The sequence below is a fragment of the Marinobacter sp. BW6 genome, from assembly GCF_008107725.1.
Lineage (GTDB): Bacteria > Pseudomonadota > Gammaproteobacteria > Pseudomonadales > Oleiphilaceae > Marinobacter.
This window is the reverse complement of sequence record NZ_VIRN01000068.1, coordinates 167,449-181,410: the sequence shown is the minus strand read 5'-3', so window position 1 is coordinate 181,410 and position 13,962 is coordinate 167,449. Positions and strand designations below refer to the sequence as shown.

Genomic DNA, 13,962 nt, shown 5'->3' with positions numbered 1-13,962 from the left:
GACCCCATGAATCCAACCATAGAAGTTCTGAAATCCCACCGCTCCATCCGCAAGTTCACCGGTGAACAAATTCCTCACGACTTGCTCAGGGAGCTGATTCGGGCCGGCCAGTGCGCTGCCACCTCGAACCACGTGCAAGCTTACTCGATCATTCATGTGGTCGATCCGGACAACCGACAGAAAATCGCGGAGCTGGCCGGTGGCCAGAGCTACATTGCCGACTGCTCGGACTTCCTGGTGTTCTGTGCCGACATGCGGCGCTCAACCGATGCCGCGGGGCGAGCCGGGGCCCAAGTCGTGCGAGGAATGACGGAACAGTTACTGGTAGCCACCATCGACACCAGCCTGATGGCCCAGAACGTGGCCATTGCGGCAGAATCCGAGGGGCTTGGGCTATGTTATATCGGTGGCATACGCAACAACCCGGCGGAAATCAGCGAGATTCTCAGGCTGCCGGAGCATGTCTACCCGGTATTCGGTATGTGCCTGGGCTACCCGGACCAGAATCCGGAAGTGAAGCCCCGGCTGCCGGTGGAGGCCATTCTCAGGGAGGACTACTACTCCGATGCCCGCGACGAGGAGCTGGTTGCCGGCTTCGACCGCACCATGAACGAGTACTACCGGGAACGGACTGGAGGCACCAAGGACACCACCTGGTCCGATCAGCTAAAACCGTTGTTCACCTCAAAGCTGCGACCGCACATGCGCGACTTCCTGCGCAAATGCGGCTTCGAGATGAAGTGACCGCCGGCCGGGGCACTAGGCGATAGCCTTCGGCCTGGTGACCCGATCCACCAGATTCACCAGGCCGTGGTAGTCGATACCGCTATGCCGGCTGAGTCCGATCTCGCAGGTACGGCTGGTGGATATACCTTCCTCACAGCCGGCCGTCTGCTCTGCCAGCGTTTTCAGAGAATGGGCGTTCAGCTCCGGCACATTGAAGCCTTTGTCGCCGGCAAAGCCGCAGCAGTGAATACCCTCTGGCACCACCACCTGGGTGCTGCACCGCCTGGCGATATCGATCAATCCCTGCGACTCCCCCAGATGCTGGGTGCTGCAGGTAACGTGCACCGCCAGCGGGGTCCGCTCCGGCTCGAAATCCAGGCGCTCGTAAAGATGATCACGAATGAACCGGACCGGATCAAATAGTGTTAGCCCGGCTTCTTCGGCGGCCTCCCGAATCTGCAGCGTGCAGGGACTGGTGTCGCAATAGACCGGATCCAAACCATTGCGACTGGCCCGCAACAGCGCCGAAATCAGCTCATCTTTTTTGGTCGCCGCCTGGTCCGGGTAGCCCTTGGAGGCAAACGGCTGACCACAACACAGGCTGTCCAGTCCCTCCGGGTAGACCACCTGGTAACCGCCCTTCTCCAGCAGTCGTCGAGTTACCTCAATCAACGGCTCCTGTTGCTTGTCCCCGCGGGCCGGGCCCATGGTCCGGGACACACAGGCCGCCAGATAAACCACCCGTGGCCGGCCATCGGACGGATCCTGCGCAGCGGGTGAAACAAAACGCACCGGCTGGGGCAGGCTCGGATCCCACTGGGCGACCCGACCACCAGACACCTTGCGAACGCCGCCACTGAGACGGGTCAGCAGTGGCGCGCCCAGCAGTCTCTCAGCCGCGGAGGCGCTGGCCAGCACAAAACGGGTCGCTTTCAAAGCGCCGGCAAAATGCTTCGCCAGCTGATTGGCCACGGACTGGCCGGTGGCCTTTTCGCTGCGCAGCTTGCGTACCAGATCGCCGGTATTGATACCCACCGGACATCGTTGGGCACAGAGACCGGTCGCGGCACAGGTATCCAGGCCATGGTACTGATACGCCTTTTCCAGTTCGGCAGTGTCTTCACCGGCACGGCGGCGGGCCTGGATGTCCCGCCAGATTACGATGCGCTGACGCGGCGACAGAGTAAGCCCTTCCGAGGGGCACACCGGCTCGCAGAAGCCACATTCGATGCACTTGTCCACGAGTGGATCGGCCTCGGGCATTGGCTTCAGGTTCTTGAGATGGATCTGTGGATCTTCCGAGAGCACCACGTCCGGATTGAGCAGGTTCTCCGGGTCCAACAGCCGCTTGATCTGCCACATCAGCTGCCAGGCATCATGCCCCCATTCCAGCTCCACGAACGGGGCCATATTGCGACCAGTGCCATGTTCGGCTTTCAGCGAACCTCCGAACTCCACCGCCACCAGCTGCGCCACATCCTGCATGAAGGCTTCATAACGGGCGACTTCCGAAGGATCGTCAAATCCCTGGGGAAACACGAAATGCAGATTGCCTTCCAGGGCATGTCCGAAGATGATTGCATCGTCATAGCCATGCTTCACGAACAGCGCCTGAAGGCGGGTGACCCCCTCAGACAGCTGGTCAATGGGGAAGGTCACATCCTCAATAATCACGGTGGTGCCATTCGGACGAACAGCCCCCACGGCCGGAAAAGTGCCCTTACGAATGGCCCAGAGCTGGTCGGAAACTTTCGCATCGCGGGTGAAGCCCACTTGCTGTTCCAATGGGAACCCGGCTAGGGCCTGCCGAATTCGGACCAGCTGTTCATCCAGAATCTCCGATGACGAGGCCCGGGTCTCCACCAGCAGCGCACAGGCGTTTTCCGATAAATCATGAATCCAGGCCGGCAAGCCCGGCTTGTCCTGAACCGAGCGAAGGCTGCGGCGGTCCAGCAGTTCCACCGCCGCCACAGGCTGAGAGCGCAGCACCGACGCTGCACGGCAGCAGCTCTCCGCATCCCGGAACACCAGCAGGGCAGTGGCTTTGTCCGGATACTCGGGCACGGTGTTATAGGTTACCGCGCTGACGAAACCCAGGGTGCCTTCGGAGCCCACCATCAGGTGCGTGAGAATCTCGATAGGACAAGTAAAATCCACCAGAGCGTTCAGGGACAGGCCGGTGGTGTTTTTCAGGCGGTATTTGTGGCGAATCCGCTCCGCCAGCTCCGGATTCTCCCGGGTATTGATGGCCAGCTTTTTCAGGGCCGCCAACAAATCACCGTGGCTGTTACGAAACGCCGAGACGCTCGCCGGGTCCTCGGTGTCCAACACCGCGCCGTCCGCCAGCACCAGACGCATGCCGGCCAGGGTGTGGTAGCTGTTCTGGGCAGTACCGCAGCACATGCCGCTGGCATTGTTCGCAACAATGCCGCCAATCTTGCAGGCGTTGATGGACGCCGGATCCGGTCCGATCTTGAAGCCCTTGGGTGCTAACCAGGCATTCGCCTGAGCGCCGATCACACCCGGTTGCAGACGAATCTGGCGGCCTTCTTCCCGGATGTCGTGGCCGTTCCACTGATCGCCCAGAACAATCAGGATCGAATCACTGATCGCCTGTCCGGAAAGGCTGGTACCGGCGGCCCGGAAGGTCACCGGCACCTTGTGGCGGCGGGCGATGGCCAGCAGATCGACAACCTCTGCTTCATCCTGAACCCGCACCACTACCTTTGGGATCAGGCGGTAGAAACTGGCGTCGGTTCCGAACGCAAGGGTGGACACCGGATCGTTAAAGACCCGGTTTTCGGGAATCCGTTGCCGGATATCGGCCAACACTTCCGGGGTAAAAGTCATGCGTCCTCCAGAACCAGCACAATGAGCTCACGGGGGCCGTGGGCGCCATAGGCCAGCACCTGTTCGATGTCCGCGGTCTTGGACGGGCCAGACACCAGCAGAACATTTGTGGGCAGCCCGGCCGCCCAGTCCTGAGCCACCATCATGTCATACAGATTGTCGTGAATCTCGCTGGCCTTGAGCAGGGCAATATGTACCGGCGGCACCAGGCTCATCAGCCGCGGTTCATTGCGGTCCGGCCAGAGCACGAGCGTGCCGGTGGCGGCAATACCGCCAAGGGTGCCGGTCAGGCTGGCCTCCACGTTCCAGAACAGTTCTTCTTTCCAGGCTTCCACCGGCTGATCGTAGGCCAATAACTCGACCTTCTGCTCCGTGGCCTCGAAGTAAGCCTGCAGCGCTCGGCCATGTTCTTTCGACGGGGCGCACAACAGGTTGGTGAGGTTGCGTTTGTTCAGAAGTTCGGCCACCAATTCCGGCCAGTTGTCAGACCGGCACGGATGCACTTCAGTGTGGACCGCTTCCATCAGGCTACGCAACCGGTCGATCCGGTCTTCCGGCGCGTACCGCCAGGGGGCCGTAACCAGCCGCTCATCAAACTCGTCGGGGCGGGGCGTCGTGCCGGCGAGGCTGTTTCTCAATTTGCCAAGGATGTTCGCGCGGGCGCTCATGATGGCCGGCCTCCGTTCTGATCGAGATGCTGGGCCGCCAGATCGTGAAGGGACCGGCGGGCGGGCACCGGCGCACTGTGATTCTCGGTCCAGGGGCCGGCCTTCTTCGGAGACAACGCCCGGAAGCGGGTAGCCGCCCACAGGAAACTGCGATACAGCACCGGACGGGTATTGAGCATTTGCCAGCCGCGCCAGATCCACCGCTCTCTTCGGGAGAACTTGGCGCCGCCACCTTTTACCTGTTGCGGCTGCTCGGGAGCCTTCACATTTTCCTGGCGCAAACGCTGCAGCAATTCGGGGATCGGGATTTTGACCGGGCACACCTCACCACAGGCGCCACAGAGAGATGAGGCGCTGGGATGATCGGGCACATTATCCAAACCCGCCATGTGCGGCGTGATGATCTTGCCTATAGGTCCGGGATAAACCTCGCCATACGTGTGGCCACCCACCCGCGTGTATACAGGACAGTGGTTCATACAGGCGCCACAGCGGATACAGTTGAGTGTCTGGCGCATCTGGGCATCGGCAAAGGCCCCACTGCGTCCATTATCCAGCAGCACCAGGTGCACTTCCTCCGGACCATCCAGCTCGTCTGGCTTGCGCGGGCCGGAAATCAGGTTCACATAGGTGGTGATCGGCTGACCAAGGGCCGAACGGGTGAGCAAGGATACCAGCGGCACCACGTCTCTCAGGTTGGGCACCACCTTTTCGATGCCCGTCACCGCAATGTGTACTGGCGGAACCGTGGTGCTCATGCGACCGTTGCCCTCATTCTCAACCAGCAATAAGGTGCCGGTTTCGGCGATGGCAAAGTTCACACCAGAGACACCCACATCGGCTTCCATGAATTTCTGACGCAGGGTCCGACGGCCAATCTGGATCAGCTGATTGACGTCTTCTGTTTCCGGCTCGCCCAGCTTGTCATGGAACAGCTTTGATACTTGCCTGGCGTTCTTGTGAATCGCCGGCATGATGATGTGGGAGGGCTTCTCGTTATCGAGTTGGACAATGTACTCACCCATGTCGGATTCCAGGCATTCAATGCCCCGCTCCGCCAGGTAGTCGTTCATCTCCATCTCTTCGCTGACCATGGACTTGCCCTTCACCACCTGATTGCCTTTACGGGCCTCAATGATGTCGTGCACCAGGGTATTGGCTTCCTCAATTGTCTCCGCCCAGTGCACCTTGACGCCATTCTCGGTCAGTTTTTGCTCGAGCTGTTCCAACAGGTCCGGCAGACGGGACAACGCCCCAGCCTTGATTCGGTTTCCCAGCTCCCTCAGGCCTTCGCGCTCATCGGCATCTGGAAAGGCATTGGCCCGCTTGGACATCAGCGAGTCCATTGCCACGCGGAAATTGTTGCGCAGCTGTCCGTCTGCGAGCGCCCCTTCGGCACGGCCCCGGAAGTCGGAGGGCAGTTCGGTGACCGGAATACGCTGGCTCATGCAGCCTCCCCTTCGCTGGTGCCATTGATTCGCTCCCAGAGGAAACTGGCCAGGTGCCGGCCCCGGAAGCTCTCTTTCTGTTTCTCCAGGGAACCGTTGATGTTCATCAGGCAGCCACCGTCGGCGGTCACCATTTCAACCGCGCCGGAGTCCATCAGCGAACGGGTCTTGTCTTTGACCATGGCCCCTGAGACCTCCGGCATTCGCACTGAGAAGGTCCCGCCGAACCCGCAGCACTCACTCTCATGGTCATGATCGATACGCTCGACTCTCTCGAGTTGCTGAAGCAGTTCACGAGCGTGCAGATGGGTGTTCATTTCGCGACGCGCGGAGCAAGAGGTATGCAGGGCGATCTTGCTGGGCGCGCCCCGGTCAGCCAGCTGTACCTTGCAGACTTTCAGTAAAAACTCGGTCAGTTCAAAGGTGCGCTCGGCCAGCGCTTCCACCCGCCTGAGCGTGTCTGGCTCATCAGCAAACAGCGCCCGATAATGATGCCGGAACATACCCGCACAGGACCCGGAAGGCACGACGACGGGCAGGCCCGCCCGGTCCAGAATATCCAGCTGTGCGCGTGCCACGGCTTTGGCTTCGTCCCGGTACCCGGACGTCCACGCAGGCTGCCCGCAACAACTCTGCTCCTGAGGGAAATGCACGCGGACACCTTCCCGCTCCAGCAGATGGATGGCGTCCAGCCCGGCCTCCGGGAAGAAAAGGTCAACCACACAGGTGCCGAAAAGCGTCACGGCCTCGGGCTTGTCAGGGTAAACCCGTTCAGGCTCACGCTCGGGTGCGACCCGGGTGGCGTTGGGTGCGGCATCGTAAAACAGCTGGCTCATCGGTTACGTCTCAACACAGTCTTGATTAGATTCATCTGTTAATTGGTATTACCAATTGACAGATACTATTTACTAAGGTATTCGAGAGCCGCAACCTATGTCAAAGAATTCCAAGATACACATCGGTCTATACCTCCCCCATTTATCGACACTTGGCCTCGCAGCCGCCCTGTGTTATTGGTAATACCAATATTTGATCTTGAGACAGGAACATCTAATGGACGTCGGACATATCGCGCCTCGCAGACTTGCGGACACCATCGTGGAACAACTGGAAACCATGATTCTGGAGGGCACCCTGCAGCCAGGTGAACGATTGCCGCCAGAAAGGGTACTGTCAGAGCAATTCGGCGTGTCCCGCCCTTCCCTGCGGGAAGCGATCCAGCGGCTGACCGCCAAAGGTTTATTGATCAGCCGTCAGGGTGGCGGCAACTATGTCACTGAATCCCTCGGTGGCAGTTTCAGCGATCCACTGATTCCTCTGCTGGAAAACCGGCCAGAAGCGCAGCGGGACCTTCTTGAGTTCCGCCGGACCCTGGAAGCGGATTGCGCCTATTACGCAGCGCTGCGGGCCACCGAAGTGGACCGCGCCCACCTGAAGACCGCCTACGAGGCCCTACAAGCCTGCTACAGCAAAGACAAAGACCGGGACCTGGAAGCGGAAGGCGCCGCCGATGCCCGCTTTCACCTGGCGATCGCCGAGGCCAGCCACAACGTGATTCTCCTGCACACCATCCGGAATCTCTTCAACATGCTGAAGAGCAACGTGGTGACCAATATTGGTGGCATGTACAAGAGGGAAGCGGAAACCCGCCAGGGGCTGGTGGAGCAGCATCGCATGTTGTACGAAGCCATCACGGAAGGGCGGGCCGACGAGGCCCGGGAACTGGCCGGCAAGCACATCCTCTATGTGCAGAAGGTGCTTTCAGAACGCAGCGAAAACCATCGACGACTCGAGCGCTCCCTGCGCAGGGACAAACTCGCCCGGAGCTGAGACAGCCCACTGGGCGCTCAGAGCAGACGATTGATCTCTTTCCACAGCCTGCGATAGGCATCGGCTGCCACCGAGCCGGGTGCAAGCAGCTCTACCGGCGTGCCCTCTTCGCCCATCTTTTCCACCACGCTGGCGTTCGGGATGATCGTCTTCAGTCCTTTGGGCAGAATCTCATCCTGGGCATCGATCAGTTCCCGGTGCAGCCCTTTCCGGCGGTCCGCCATGGAATAGAACGGGTGCAGCTTGCCGGGCTTCAGCTTCTTGTCCTTGGCAAATTCCAGCAACTGCTTCCAGCTGTTCAGGGACAGCCAGGTGGGAATCACCGGCACGAACACCTCGTCTGCCGCTTTCAGCACCTGTTCAGAAAGCCGGGACAACGACGGCGGGCAATCCAGTACCACGAGACTGGTTTCTTCAGACAGCGGCGCCAGCCACTGTTTGATCAGGTTGCTGCCATCCTCCTGATCCAGCTTTACATCCAGGTTGCGGAAACTGGTGTGGGAAGGGATGAAATCGAGGTTTTCGTATTCACTCTGATGGATAAAGTCGGCGATGGGCGTCTTGCCTTTGAGCAAGTGCGAGAGCTTGTGCCCTTTAACCTCATCGGCCCCTGCCAGATACCAGCTGGAGGCGCCCTGGGGGTCAAGATCCCAGAGCAGTGTGGGATAGCCGGCCTGGCTGGCCAGATAGGCGATATTCACGGCGGCGGCGGTTTTGCCAACACCGCCCTTCAGACTGTAAAACGCAATGGTCCTCATCCTGTCAGATCCCTTAATCCAGGCATAAAAAAACCGGGGAAGTCCCCGGTTAAAGCATTCACACGATGCACAACACAATGCATGTCGTCCTGATGAGTTTTCAGGCTATGCTTTCCCGGTGACAGTTTGATGACAGCCTTCAGGCCATCCTCAAAATTCCCGCATCCTTACTGGCTTACTTTCTCCCAGACGGTCAGCTCGGAGAAGCTGTGCTGGAACTTGTTTCTCGTTTCCCTGATGACAAACGGCAGGCTCCAGGGCTCAAACAACAGCCGGAAATGGGGCGCCAACATCTCCTTGAGGCCGTCGAATGTCGAGAAATCTTCTCCATTCTTCTTGAACCCGCCAACCCAGTGTTCCTTCGGCGTGTACTCCTCCAACCAAGTATAGGGTGAGGCAATTACCAGAAGCCCGAGTTCGTTAATCCGCTCATGGATGGTCTCCAGAAACAGCGATGGCTGGTACAACCGGTCGATCAGGTTGCCTGCGAGTACCAGATCATACCCGGTGAACTGCGATGGCAGATCGCAGGCGTCGCCCTGATGAAAAGACACGCGCTCAGCGGCCTCCTCCAGCCCGAGCGACGCAAGGGACTGGTCCTGAAAGGTCACCAGTTCCCCCTCCTCCGGGCGCGCATAACGCACCCTTCTGTCACGAGCGACTTCCTGGCATTTGTTGACGAACGCCCTGGAAAAATCAATGCCGTCCACGTGCCGGAAATGGCGGGCCAACTCAAGGCTGGTGCGGCCCACGGCACAACCAATATCCAGCACACGATCCAGGGGCCTGCCATCCATCGCATGCATGGCGGCATCCGCCAGCGCCTTGGGGAAGTTGGCCTCTCCGTGCCACCGCTCGCCAAAGTGAAATTCCAGGTATTGGGCGAGTGTGGTGTCGTTTTCATAGTACTCGGCTTGCTGCAAGAGAATTCTCCTACCCTGAATGGTTCAACGGCTTCATCTAGCGTAACAGGAAGTTGCCAATACCCTGATCAATAACCGTCTCTTCCGAGCGATCCTTAAGAGGTACGCCGGAAACCTCCTGACGGCGAGCCTCCCTGAGCAAATACCCGAGCCGCCAGCTCGCCTCTTTGAACGACAACCCCGCCGGGCGGATGTTGGATATGCAGTTTCGGCTGGCGTCAGTCAGTCCGGGCTCCGGTGCCCAGGTCAGGTAAAGCCCGAGGCTGTCCGGAGAACTCAGGCCGGGGCGCTCACCAATCAGCACCACAACACAACGGGCGTTAAGCCGGTGACCGACATCATCACCAATCGCAACCCGTCCCTGAGAGACAACGATCAGGGGCGCCAGTTCCCAGGTCTGATCATCGGTCTCAAGATTCGCCAGCAGCGCCTCGAGAAACCCCACAGCGTTTTCCTGTACGCCATAAGAGGACAAGCCGTCTGCGACCACGAGAGCCAGGTCGATGGGTGAATCACCGGTGTGGCCCTGGCGGTCCAGCGCCTCACAGGATTTCTGGCTGAGCCTGCGCCCGAGATCCGGGCGTTGCAGGTAGGTTATCCGGTCGCTGGCCTGGCTTTGCAAATGAACCGGCTCATGGGGCAATAACGCTTTTCTCCGCTCGGTCAGTTCGGCCAGGTCCTTCATCAACGCCGAGGTATTCAGTGGCAGATGGACCGCATCCCTTGCCTGGGCATGGGCGAGCTGAAACGCCAGCATCTCATGCGTGGGCAGGCTGATGCCGGCCCGGCCAAGACCAATCCGGGCATCGGTCCAGGCCGAGAGCCGGCGCCAGGGGTTGGCGATTACTGATGGCTTTTGGCCAGTCATGATCCGACCCCTCCGGGCAAACTGGCCAGGCTTTTCCGGAAGGCTTCCGGCAATCCGTCTGAGGGCACCTTGCCCTCGCCATCCTGGAAAATCTGCATGCGGGTGAGCCACTGTTCGAATTCCGGCGCCGGCCGTTTGTCGAGCACCCGGCGAACATAAAGGGCATCGTGAAACGAGGTGGTCTGATAGTTCAGCATGATGTCGTCGGAGCCGGGTATGCCCATGATGAAGTTACAGCCGGCCACGCCCAATAAAGTCAGCAGGTTGTCCATGTCGTTCTGATCGGCCTCGGCATGATTGGTGTAGCAGATATCACACCCCATGGGCAGGCCCAGCAACTTGCCACAAAAATGGTCCTCCAGCCCGGCCCGCGTGATCTCCTTGCCGTCATAGAGGTATTCCGGCCCGATAAACCCGACCACGGTATTCACCAGAAGCGGCTCGAATTTGCGGGCCACGGCGTACGCCCTGGCCTCGCAGGTTTGCTGATCGACACCGTGATGGGCATCGGCCGACAGCGAGCTGCCCTGACCGGTTTCGAAATACATCACGTTGTTACCCACCGTGCCGCGGTTAAGAGACAGCGCTGCGTCCCGGGCCTCGGCCAGGGTGGCCAGATCAAACCCGAAACTCCTGTTCGTGGCTTCGGTGCCGCCAATGGACTGGAACACCAGATCCACCGGAGCCCTGTTCTCGATGGCTTCCAGGGTATTGGTTACATGGGTCAGTACGCAGGACTGGGTGGGAATCTCGTACTTGCGGATCACCTCATCCATCAACTGTAGCAGCCGGACACTCTGGGCCACGTTGTCCGTGGCAGGATTGATTCCGATCACCGCATCGCCGCTGCCATAAAGCAATCCGTCCAGGATGCTGGCGGCAATGCCTGTTATGTCATCCGTGGGATGATTGGGCTGGAGCCGCGTCGACATCCGCCCCGGCAGGCCGACGGTGCTTCGGAAAGCGGTTTGCACCCGGCATTTCTGCGCGACCAGGATCAGGTCCTGGTTGCGCATGATCTTGCACACAGCTGCCGCCATCTCCGGAGTTATCCCAGCGCGGATGCGCACCAGCATCTCGGGCGTGGCCAGATCGCTCAGCAACCAGTTCCGGAAGTCGCCCACGGTAAGGTGGGAAACCGGCTCAAAGGCCCCGACATCGTGGTCGTCGAGAATCAACCGGGTAACCTCATCCTGCTCGTAGGGGACGAGGGCTTCAGTAAGAAAGGTCTTCAGGGGCAACTCGGCCAGAGCCATCTGGGCCACCACCCTTTCCTCGGCGGTATGGGCGATGACGCCGGCCAGCCGGTCACCGGAGCGCGCGGGCGTTGCCTTCGCCATTAACTCGGCCAGCGTTGCAAACTGCCAGCGCCGGTTTCCCAGACTGTACCGATACATTCCCTTCTCCCTGAAATTCGCTCTTCTACTATCTTAGGTGAATATCACCCGGACAGATCAATGAGCAGGATAAAGCAATGAGCAATGACGCAGTTCTGACCAGCGCCAACGATGGCGTTTTCACCATCACCCTAAACCGGCCAGCCAGGCGCAATGCCGTGGACGGACCGACCGCCGACGCTCTGCGCAGGGCGTTCACCGAATTTGAGGAGAACGATGCCCTGAAGGTGGCGATACTCTGCGGCGCCGGAGGCAATTTCTGCGCCGGCGCCGATCTGGAAGCGATCGGGGATGAACAGAAGCGAAACCGGATTGATCCTCACGGCACGGGGCATGGCCCAATGGGGCCCACCCGAATGCACTTCTCAAAGCCGGTGATTGCTGCGGTTTCCGGCTACGCGGTGGCGGGTGGCCTGGAGCTGGCGCTCATGTGCGACTTGCGGGTAGTGGAAGTGTCCGCGGTTTTCGGCGTTTTCTGCCGGCGATGGGGCGTTCCGCTGATTGATGGCGGAACCGTGCGGTTGCCCCGAATCGTGGGCCACGGCCGGGCCATGGATATGATTCTCACCGGGCGCCCCGTCGCGGCAGAGGAAGCGTTGGAGATGGGCCTGGCAAACCGGGTAGTGGCGGACGGCTCTGCACTGCAAGCCGCGCAGGAACTTGCGATGACCCTGGCCGGATTCCCCCAACACTGCCTTAGGGCAGACCGTGCCTCTGCTATACATCAATGGGACCTGGAGACTCCGGAAGCCCTCGAAGCCGAAGGCGCCGGAGGCTATCCGGTGGTCTTTGAGGAGGCCATTGCCGGGGCCAGAAAATTCAAAGAGGGTGCTGGCCGGCACGGCCAGTTCTGAGCAATCCCGTGAGCCAGTCCGTCAGCTCGGGATAAGCGTCGAGATCGAGCACGAATTCCTGCCCCCTGGCAGCACACGACAGATAGCACCAGGGCGGCTCCAGGCACCACCGGTCCGGCCTGGTGTGATAGCTCAGGGGAGGCCGTTTATCGCCGGGATAAAACCCGGCGGGCAGGCGCCACCGCGTGGGCAGACGGCTCTGGGGGTCGGTCAGGACCAGCTCCTCGCGAAGCTTCGGAAACACGCCACTGCCGGACCAAACCTCTGCGCCGTCTGCCAATCGAAACGACAGTGAGGACGTGTAGAGCGTATTGCCGGGATCCGGCTCTCCGTGGAGATGCGGATGATACCGGGCCCATGGCAGGGCATCCGGACCCAGTTCGTCAACAGTATGAACCTGGTCAATATGGAGCCACCCCCAGAGGGCATGGAACGGCCGGGTTCCGGGCACAAAGCGCCAGCGCCGGTGATGTATTTCGGCGTGGCGGAAAACGCCGAAGAACAGAAAAAGATCTCCCGCCTCAACACCCTGATTGCGAAGGTGTCCCTGGGCTGATCCAGTCTGACCCAGCACAGGTCGCCAGCCTTCTCCACGGGGGTAGGCACCCGCTATCAGATCCGGATCCAGGTGGGCACCGTGACTACCCCGGATTCGGCCACCGGTGAGATCCCGGGCAATCTTGCCGAGCCTGCGTTTGTCGAAAACCACATCGTCATAGCGGATTCGGGACCGAGTATCAGGAATAGGCAAAACGCACAGGGAGCCATCCGGCAGGACCGGGCTGGGGCAACCGCCGGCAGAAGAATCGAATCCTTTTCGGCTGAGGATCAATCGCATGGCATTACTCGAAAAGCATGAAGGCTGAACGGGCGGTAAATGCTATCGTAGACAAAACAAAAATGCGCGAATGTCACTGACCGGAAACGCCAACACCATGAGAATTGTCTGCATCTCCGACACCCACAGCATGCATCGCCAGATCCACGTTCCTGACGGTGACCTACTGATTCACGCCGGTGACTCGCTGGGTGTTGGCACCCTCGACGAACTTGAGGATCTGGACCAGTGGTTCGCGGAGCTGCCACATGCCAACAAGATACTGATTGCCGGCAACCACGACTGGTGCTTTCAGGACGAACCGGCAGAAGCCCGGGAGCTGGTCCGCCACGCCCATTACCTGCAGGACAGTCCGCTGGAGCTGGGCGGGCTGAAGTTCTGGGGCAGCCCGTGGACGCCGGTATTCTTCAACTGGGCATTCAATCTTGAGCGGGGCGATGCCATCGCCGAGCGCTGGGCCAGTATCCCAGACGACGTCGATGTCTTAATCACCCACGGGCCTCCGGCGGGGATTCTGGACCGCGTCGACCCACCAGAGGGCACAATCCGCCCCGGTTGCGAGGCCCTGGCCGAGCGGGTGGGCAGGCTGGCACCGAAACTGCACATTTTCGGCCACATCCACGAGGATCATGGCCAGGAACAGATTGGCGATTGCCGGTATGTGAATGCGAGCACCTGCAACGGTCGCTTCCAGCCTCGTAATCCACCGATCATCATCGATCTTTAGCGGTATTTCCGGCTAATCTTGAAACAGGCGCCAGCCGACGCCATGTTTGCTATCTCTTTGTTTCATTTCTGTCCC

Annotated in this window: 13 protein-coding genes; 4 read left to right on the top strand and 9 right to left on the bottom strand. The window is 60.0% G+C overall.

Translation table 11 applies throughout. The features are described 5' to 3' along the window. The first annotated feature begins 6 nt into the window (after positions 1 to 6). Positions 7 to 744, top strand: a complete 738-nt coding sequence (nfsA, locus tag FMN52_RS17680) for an oxygen-insensitive NADPH nitroreductase (protein ID WP_148610092.1) — start codon at positions 7 to 9, stop codon at positions 742 to 744. Positions 745 to 759: 15 nt separating this feature from the next. Here the strand turns inward: nfsA and FMN52_RS17675 are convergent, their stop codons facing one another. The 4 genes from FMN52_RS17675 to FMN52_RS17660 are packed head-to-tail and all read right to left on the bottom strand — an operon-like array spanning position 760 to position 6,528. Continuing rightward, positions 760 to 3,576, bottom strand: a complete 2,817-nt coding sequence (locus tag FMN52_RS17675; protein ID WP_148609938.1) for an FAD-binding and (Fe-S)-binding domain-containing protein — start codon at positions 3,574 to 3,576, stop codon at positions 760 to 762. After that, positions 3,573 to 4,244: a lactate utilization protein C gene (locus tag FMN52_RS17670; protein WP_148609937.1), complete on the bottom strand. Its 672-nt coding sequence runs from the start codon at positions 4,242 to 4,244 to the stop codon at positions 3,573 to 3,575. The genes FMN52_RS17675 and FMN52_RS17670 overlap by 4 nt, the downstream gene beginning before the upstream one ends. Continuing rightward, positions 4,241 to 5,692, bottom strand: a complete 1,452-nt coding sequence (locus FMN52_RS17665) for a LutB/LldF family L-lactate oxidation iron-sulfur protein (protein WP_148609936.1) — start codon at positions 5,690 to 5,692, stop codon at positions 4,241 to 4,243. The genes FMN52_RS17670 and FMN52_RS17665 overlap by 4 nt, the downstream gene beginning before the upstream one ends. Beyond that, complete coding sequence (locus tag FMN52_RS17660) at positions 5,689 to 6,528, bottom strand: (Fe-S)-binding protein (RefSeq protein ID WP_148609935.1); 840 nt, start codon at positions 6,526 to 6,528, stop codon at positions 5,689 to 5,691. The genes FMN52_RS17665 and FMN52_RS17660 overlap by 4 nt, the downstream gene beginning before the upstream one ends. 217 nt (positions 6,529 to 6,745) lie before the next feature. Here FMN52_RS17660 and FMN52_RS17655 point away from each other — a divergent pair, with 217 nt between their 5' ends. After that, entirely contained in the window at positions 6,746 to 7,522 is a 777-nt protein-coding gene (locus tag FMN52_RS17655) for an FCD domain-containing protein (RefSeq protein WP_148609934.1), read from the top strand. A 17-nt stretch (positions 7,523 to 7,539) separates the two neighbouring features. On the opposite strand, the gene FMN52_RS17650 is transcribed toward FMN52_RS17655, so the two are convergent. The 4 genes from FMN52_RS17650 to FMN52_RS17635 form a co-directional block, all read right to left on the bottom strand. After that, complete coding sequence (locus FMN52_RS17650) at positions 7,540 to 8,280, bottom strand: AAA family ATPase (protein WP_148609933.1); 741 nt, start codon at positions 8,278 to 8,280, stop codon at positions 7,540 to 7,542. 167 nt (positions 8,281 to 8,447) lie between these two features. After that, positions 8,448 to 9,203: a putative 4-mercaptohistidine N1-methyltransferase gene (locus tag FMN52_RS17645; RefSeq protein ID WP_148609932.1), complete on the bottom strand. Its 756-nt coding sequence runs from the start codon at positions 9,201 to 9,203 to the stop codon at positions 8,448 to 8,450. A 37-nt stretch (positions 9,204 to 9,240) separates the two neighbouring features. Then, entirely contained in the window at positions 9,241 to 10,071 is an 831-nt protein-coding gene (eutC, locus tag FMN52_RS17640) for an ethanolamine ammonia-lyase subunit EutC (protein ID WP_148609931.1), read from the bottom strand. Then, positions 10,068 to 11,468 carry an ethanolamine ammonia-lyase subunit EutB gene (locus tag FMN52_RS17635; RefSeq protein ID WP_148609930.1) on the bottom strand — a complete coding sequence of 467 codons (1,401 nt, stop codon included), beginning with the start codon at positions 11,466 to 11,468 and terminating at the stop codon, positions 10,068 to 10,070. Before FMN52_RS17635 ends, eutC begins: the two co-directional genes overlap by 4 nt. Positions 11,469 to 11,545: 77 nt before the next feature. Between FMN52_RS17635 and FMN52_RS17630 the strand changes: the two genes are divergently transcribed. Continuing rightward, positions 11,546 to 12,322, top strand: a complete 777-nt coding sequence (locus FMN52_RS17630) for a crotonase/enoyl-CoA hydratase family protein (RefSeq protein ID WP_148609929.1) — start codon at positions 11,546 to 11,548, stop codon at positions 12,320 to 12,322. Here the strand turns inward: FMN52_RS17630 and FMN52_RS19755 are convergent. Next, a complete protein-coding gene (locus FMN52_RS19755; RefSeq protein WP_153245342.1) occupies positions 12,288 to 13,160 on the bottom strand; it encodes a hypothetical protein in 873 nt (290 codons plus the stop codon). The genes FMN52_RS17630 and FMN52_RS19755 overlap by 35 nt on opposite strands. A 70-nt stretch (positions 13,161 to 13,230) precedes the next feature. On the opposite strand from FMN52_RS19755, the gene FMN52_RS17615 reads away from it, so the two are divergent. Then, positions 13,231 to 13,887, top strand: coding sequence for a metallophosphatase domain-containing protein (locus tag FMN52_RS17615; RefSeq protein WP_148609926.1), 657 nt, complete (start codon positions 13,231 to 13,233; stop codon positions 13,885 to 13,887). The last annotated feature ends 75 nt before the right edge of the window (positions 13,888 to 13,962 follow it).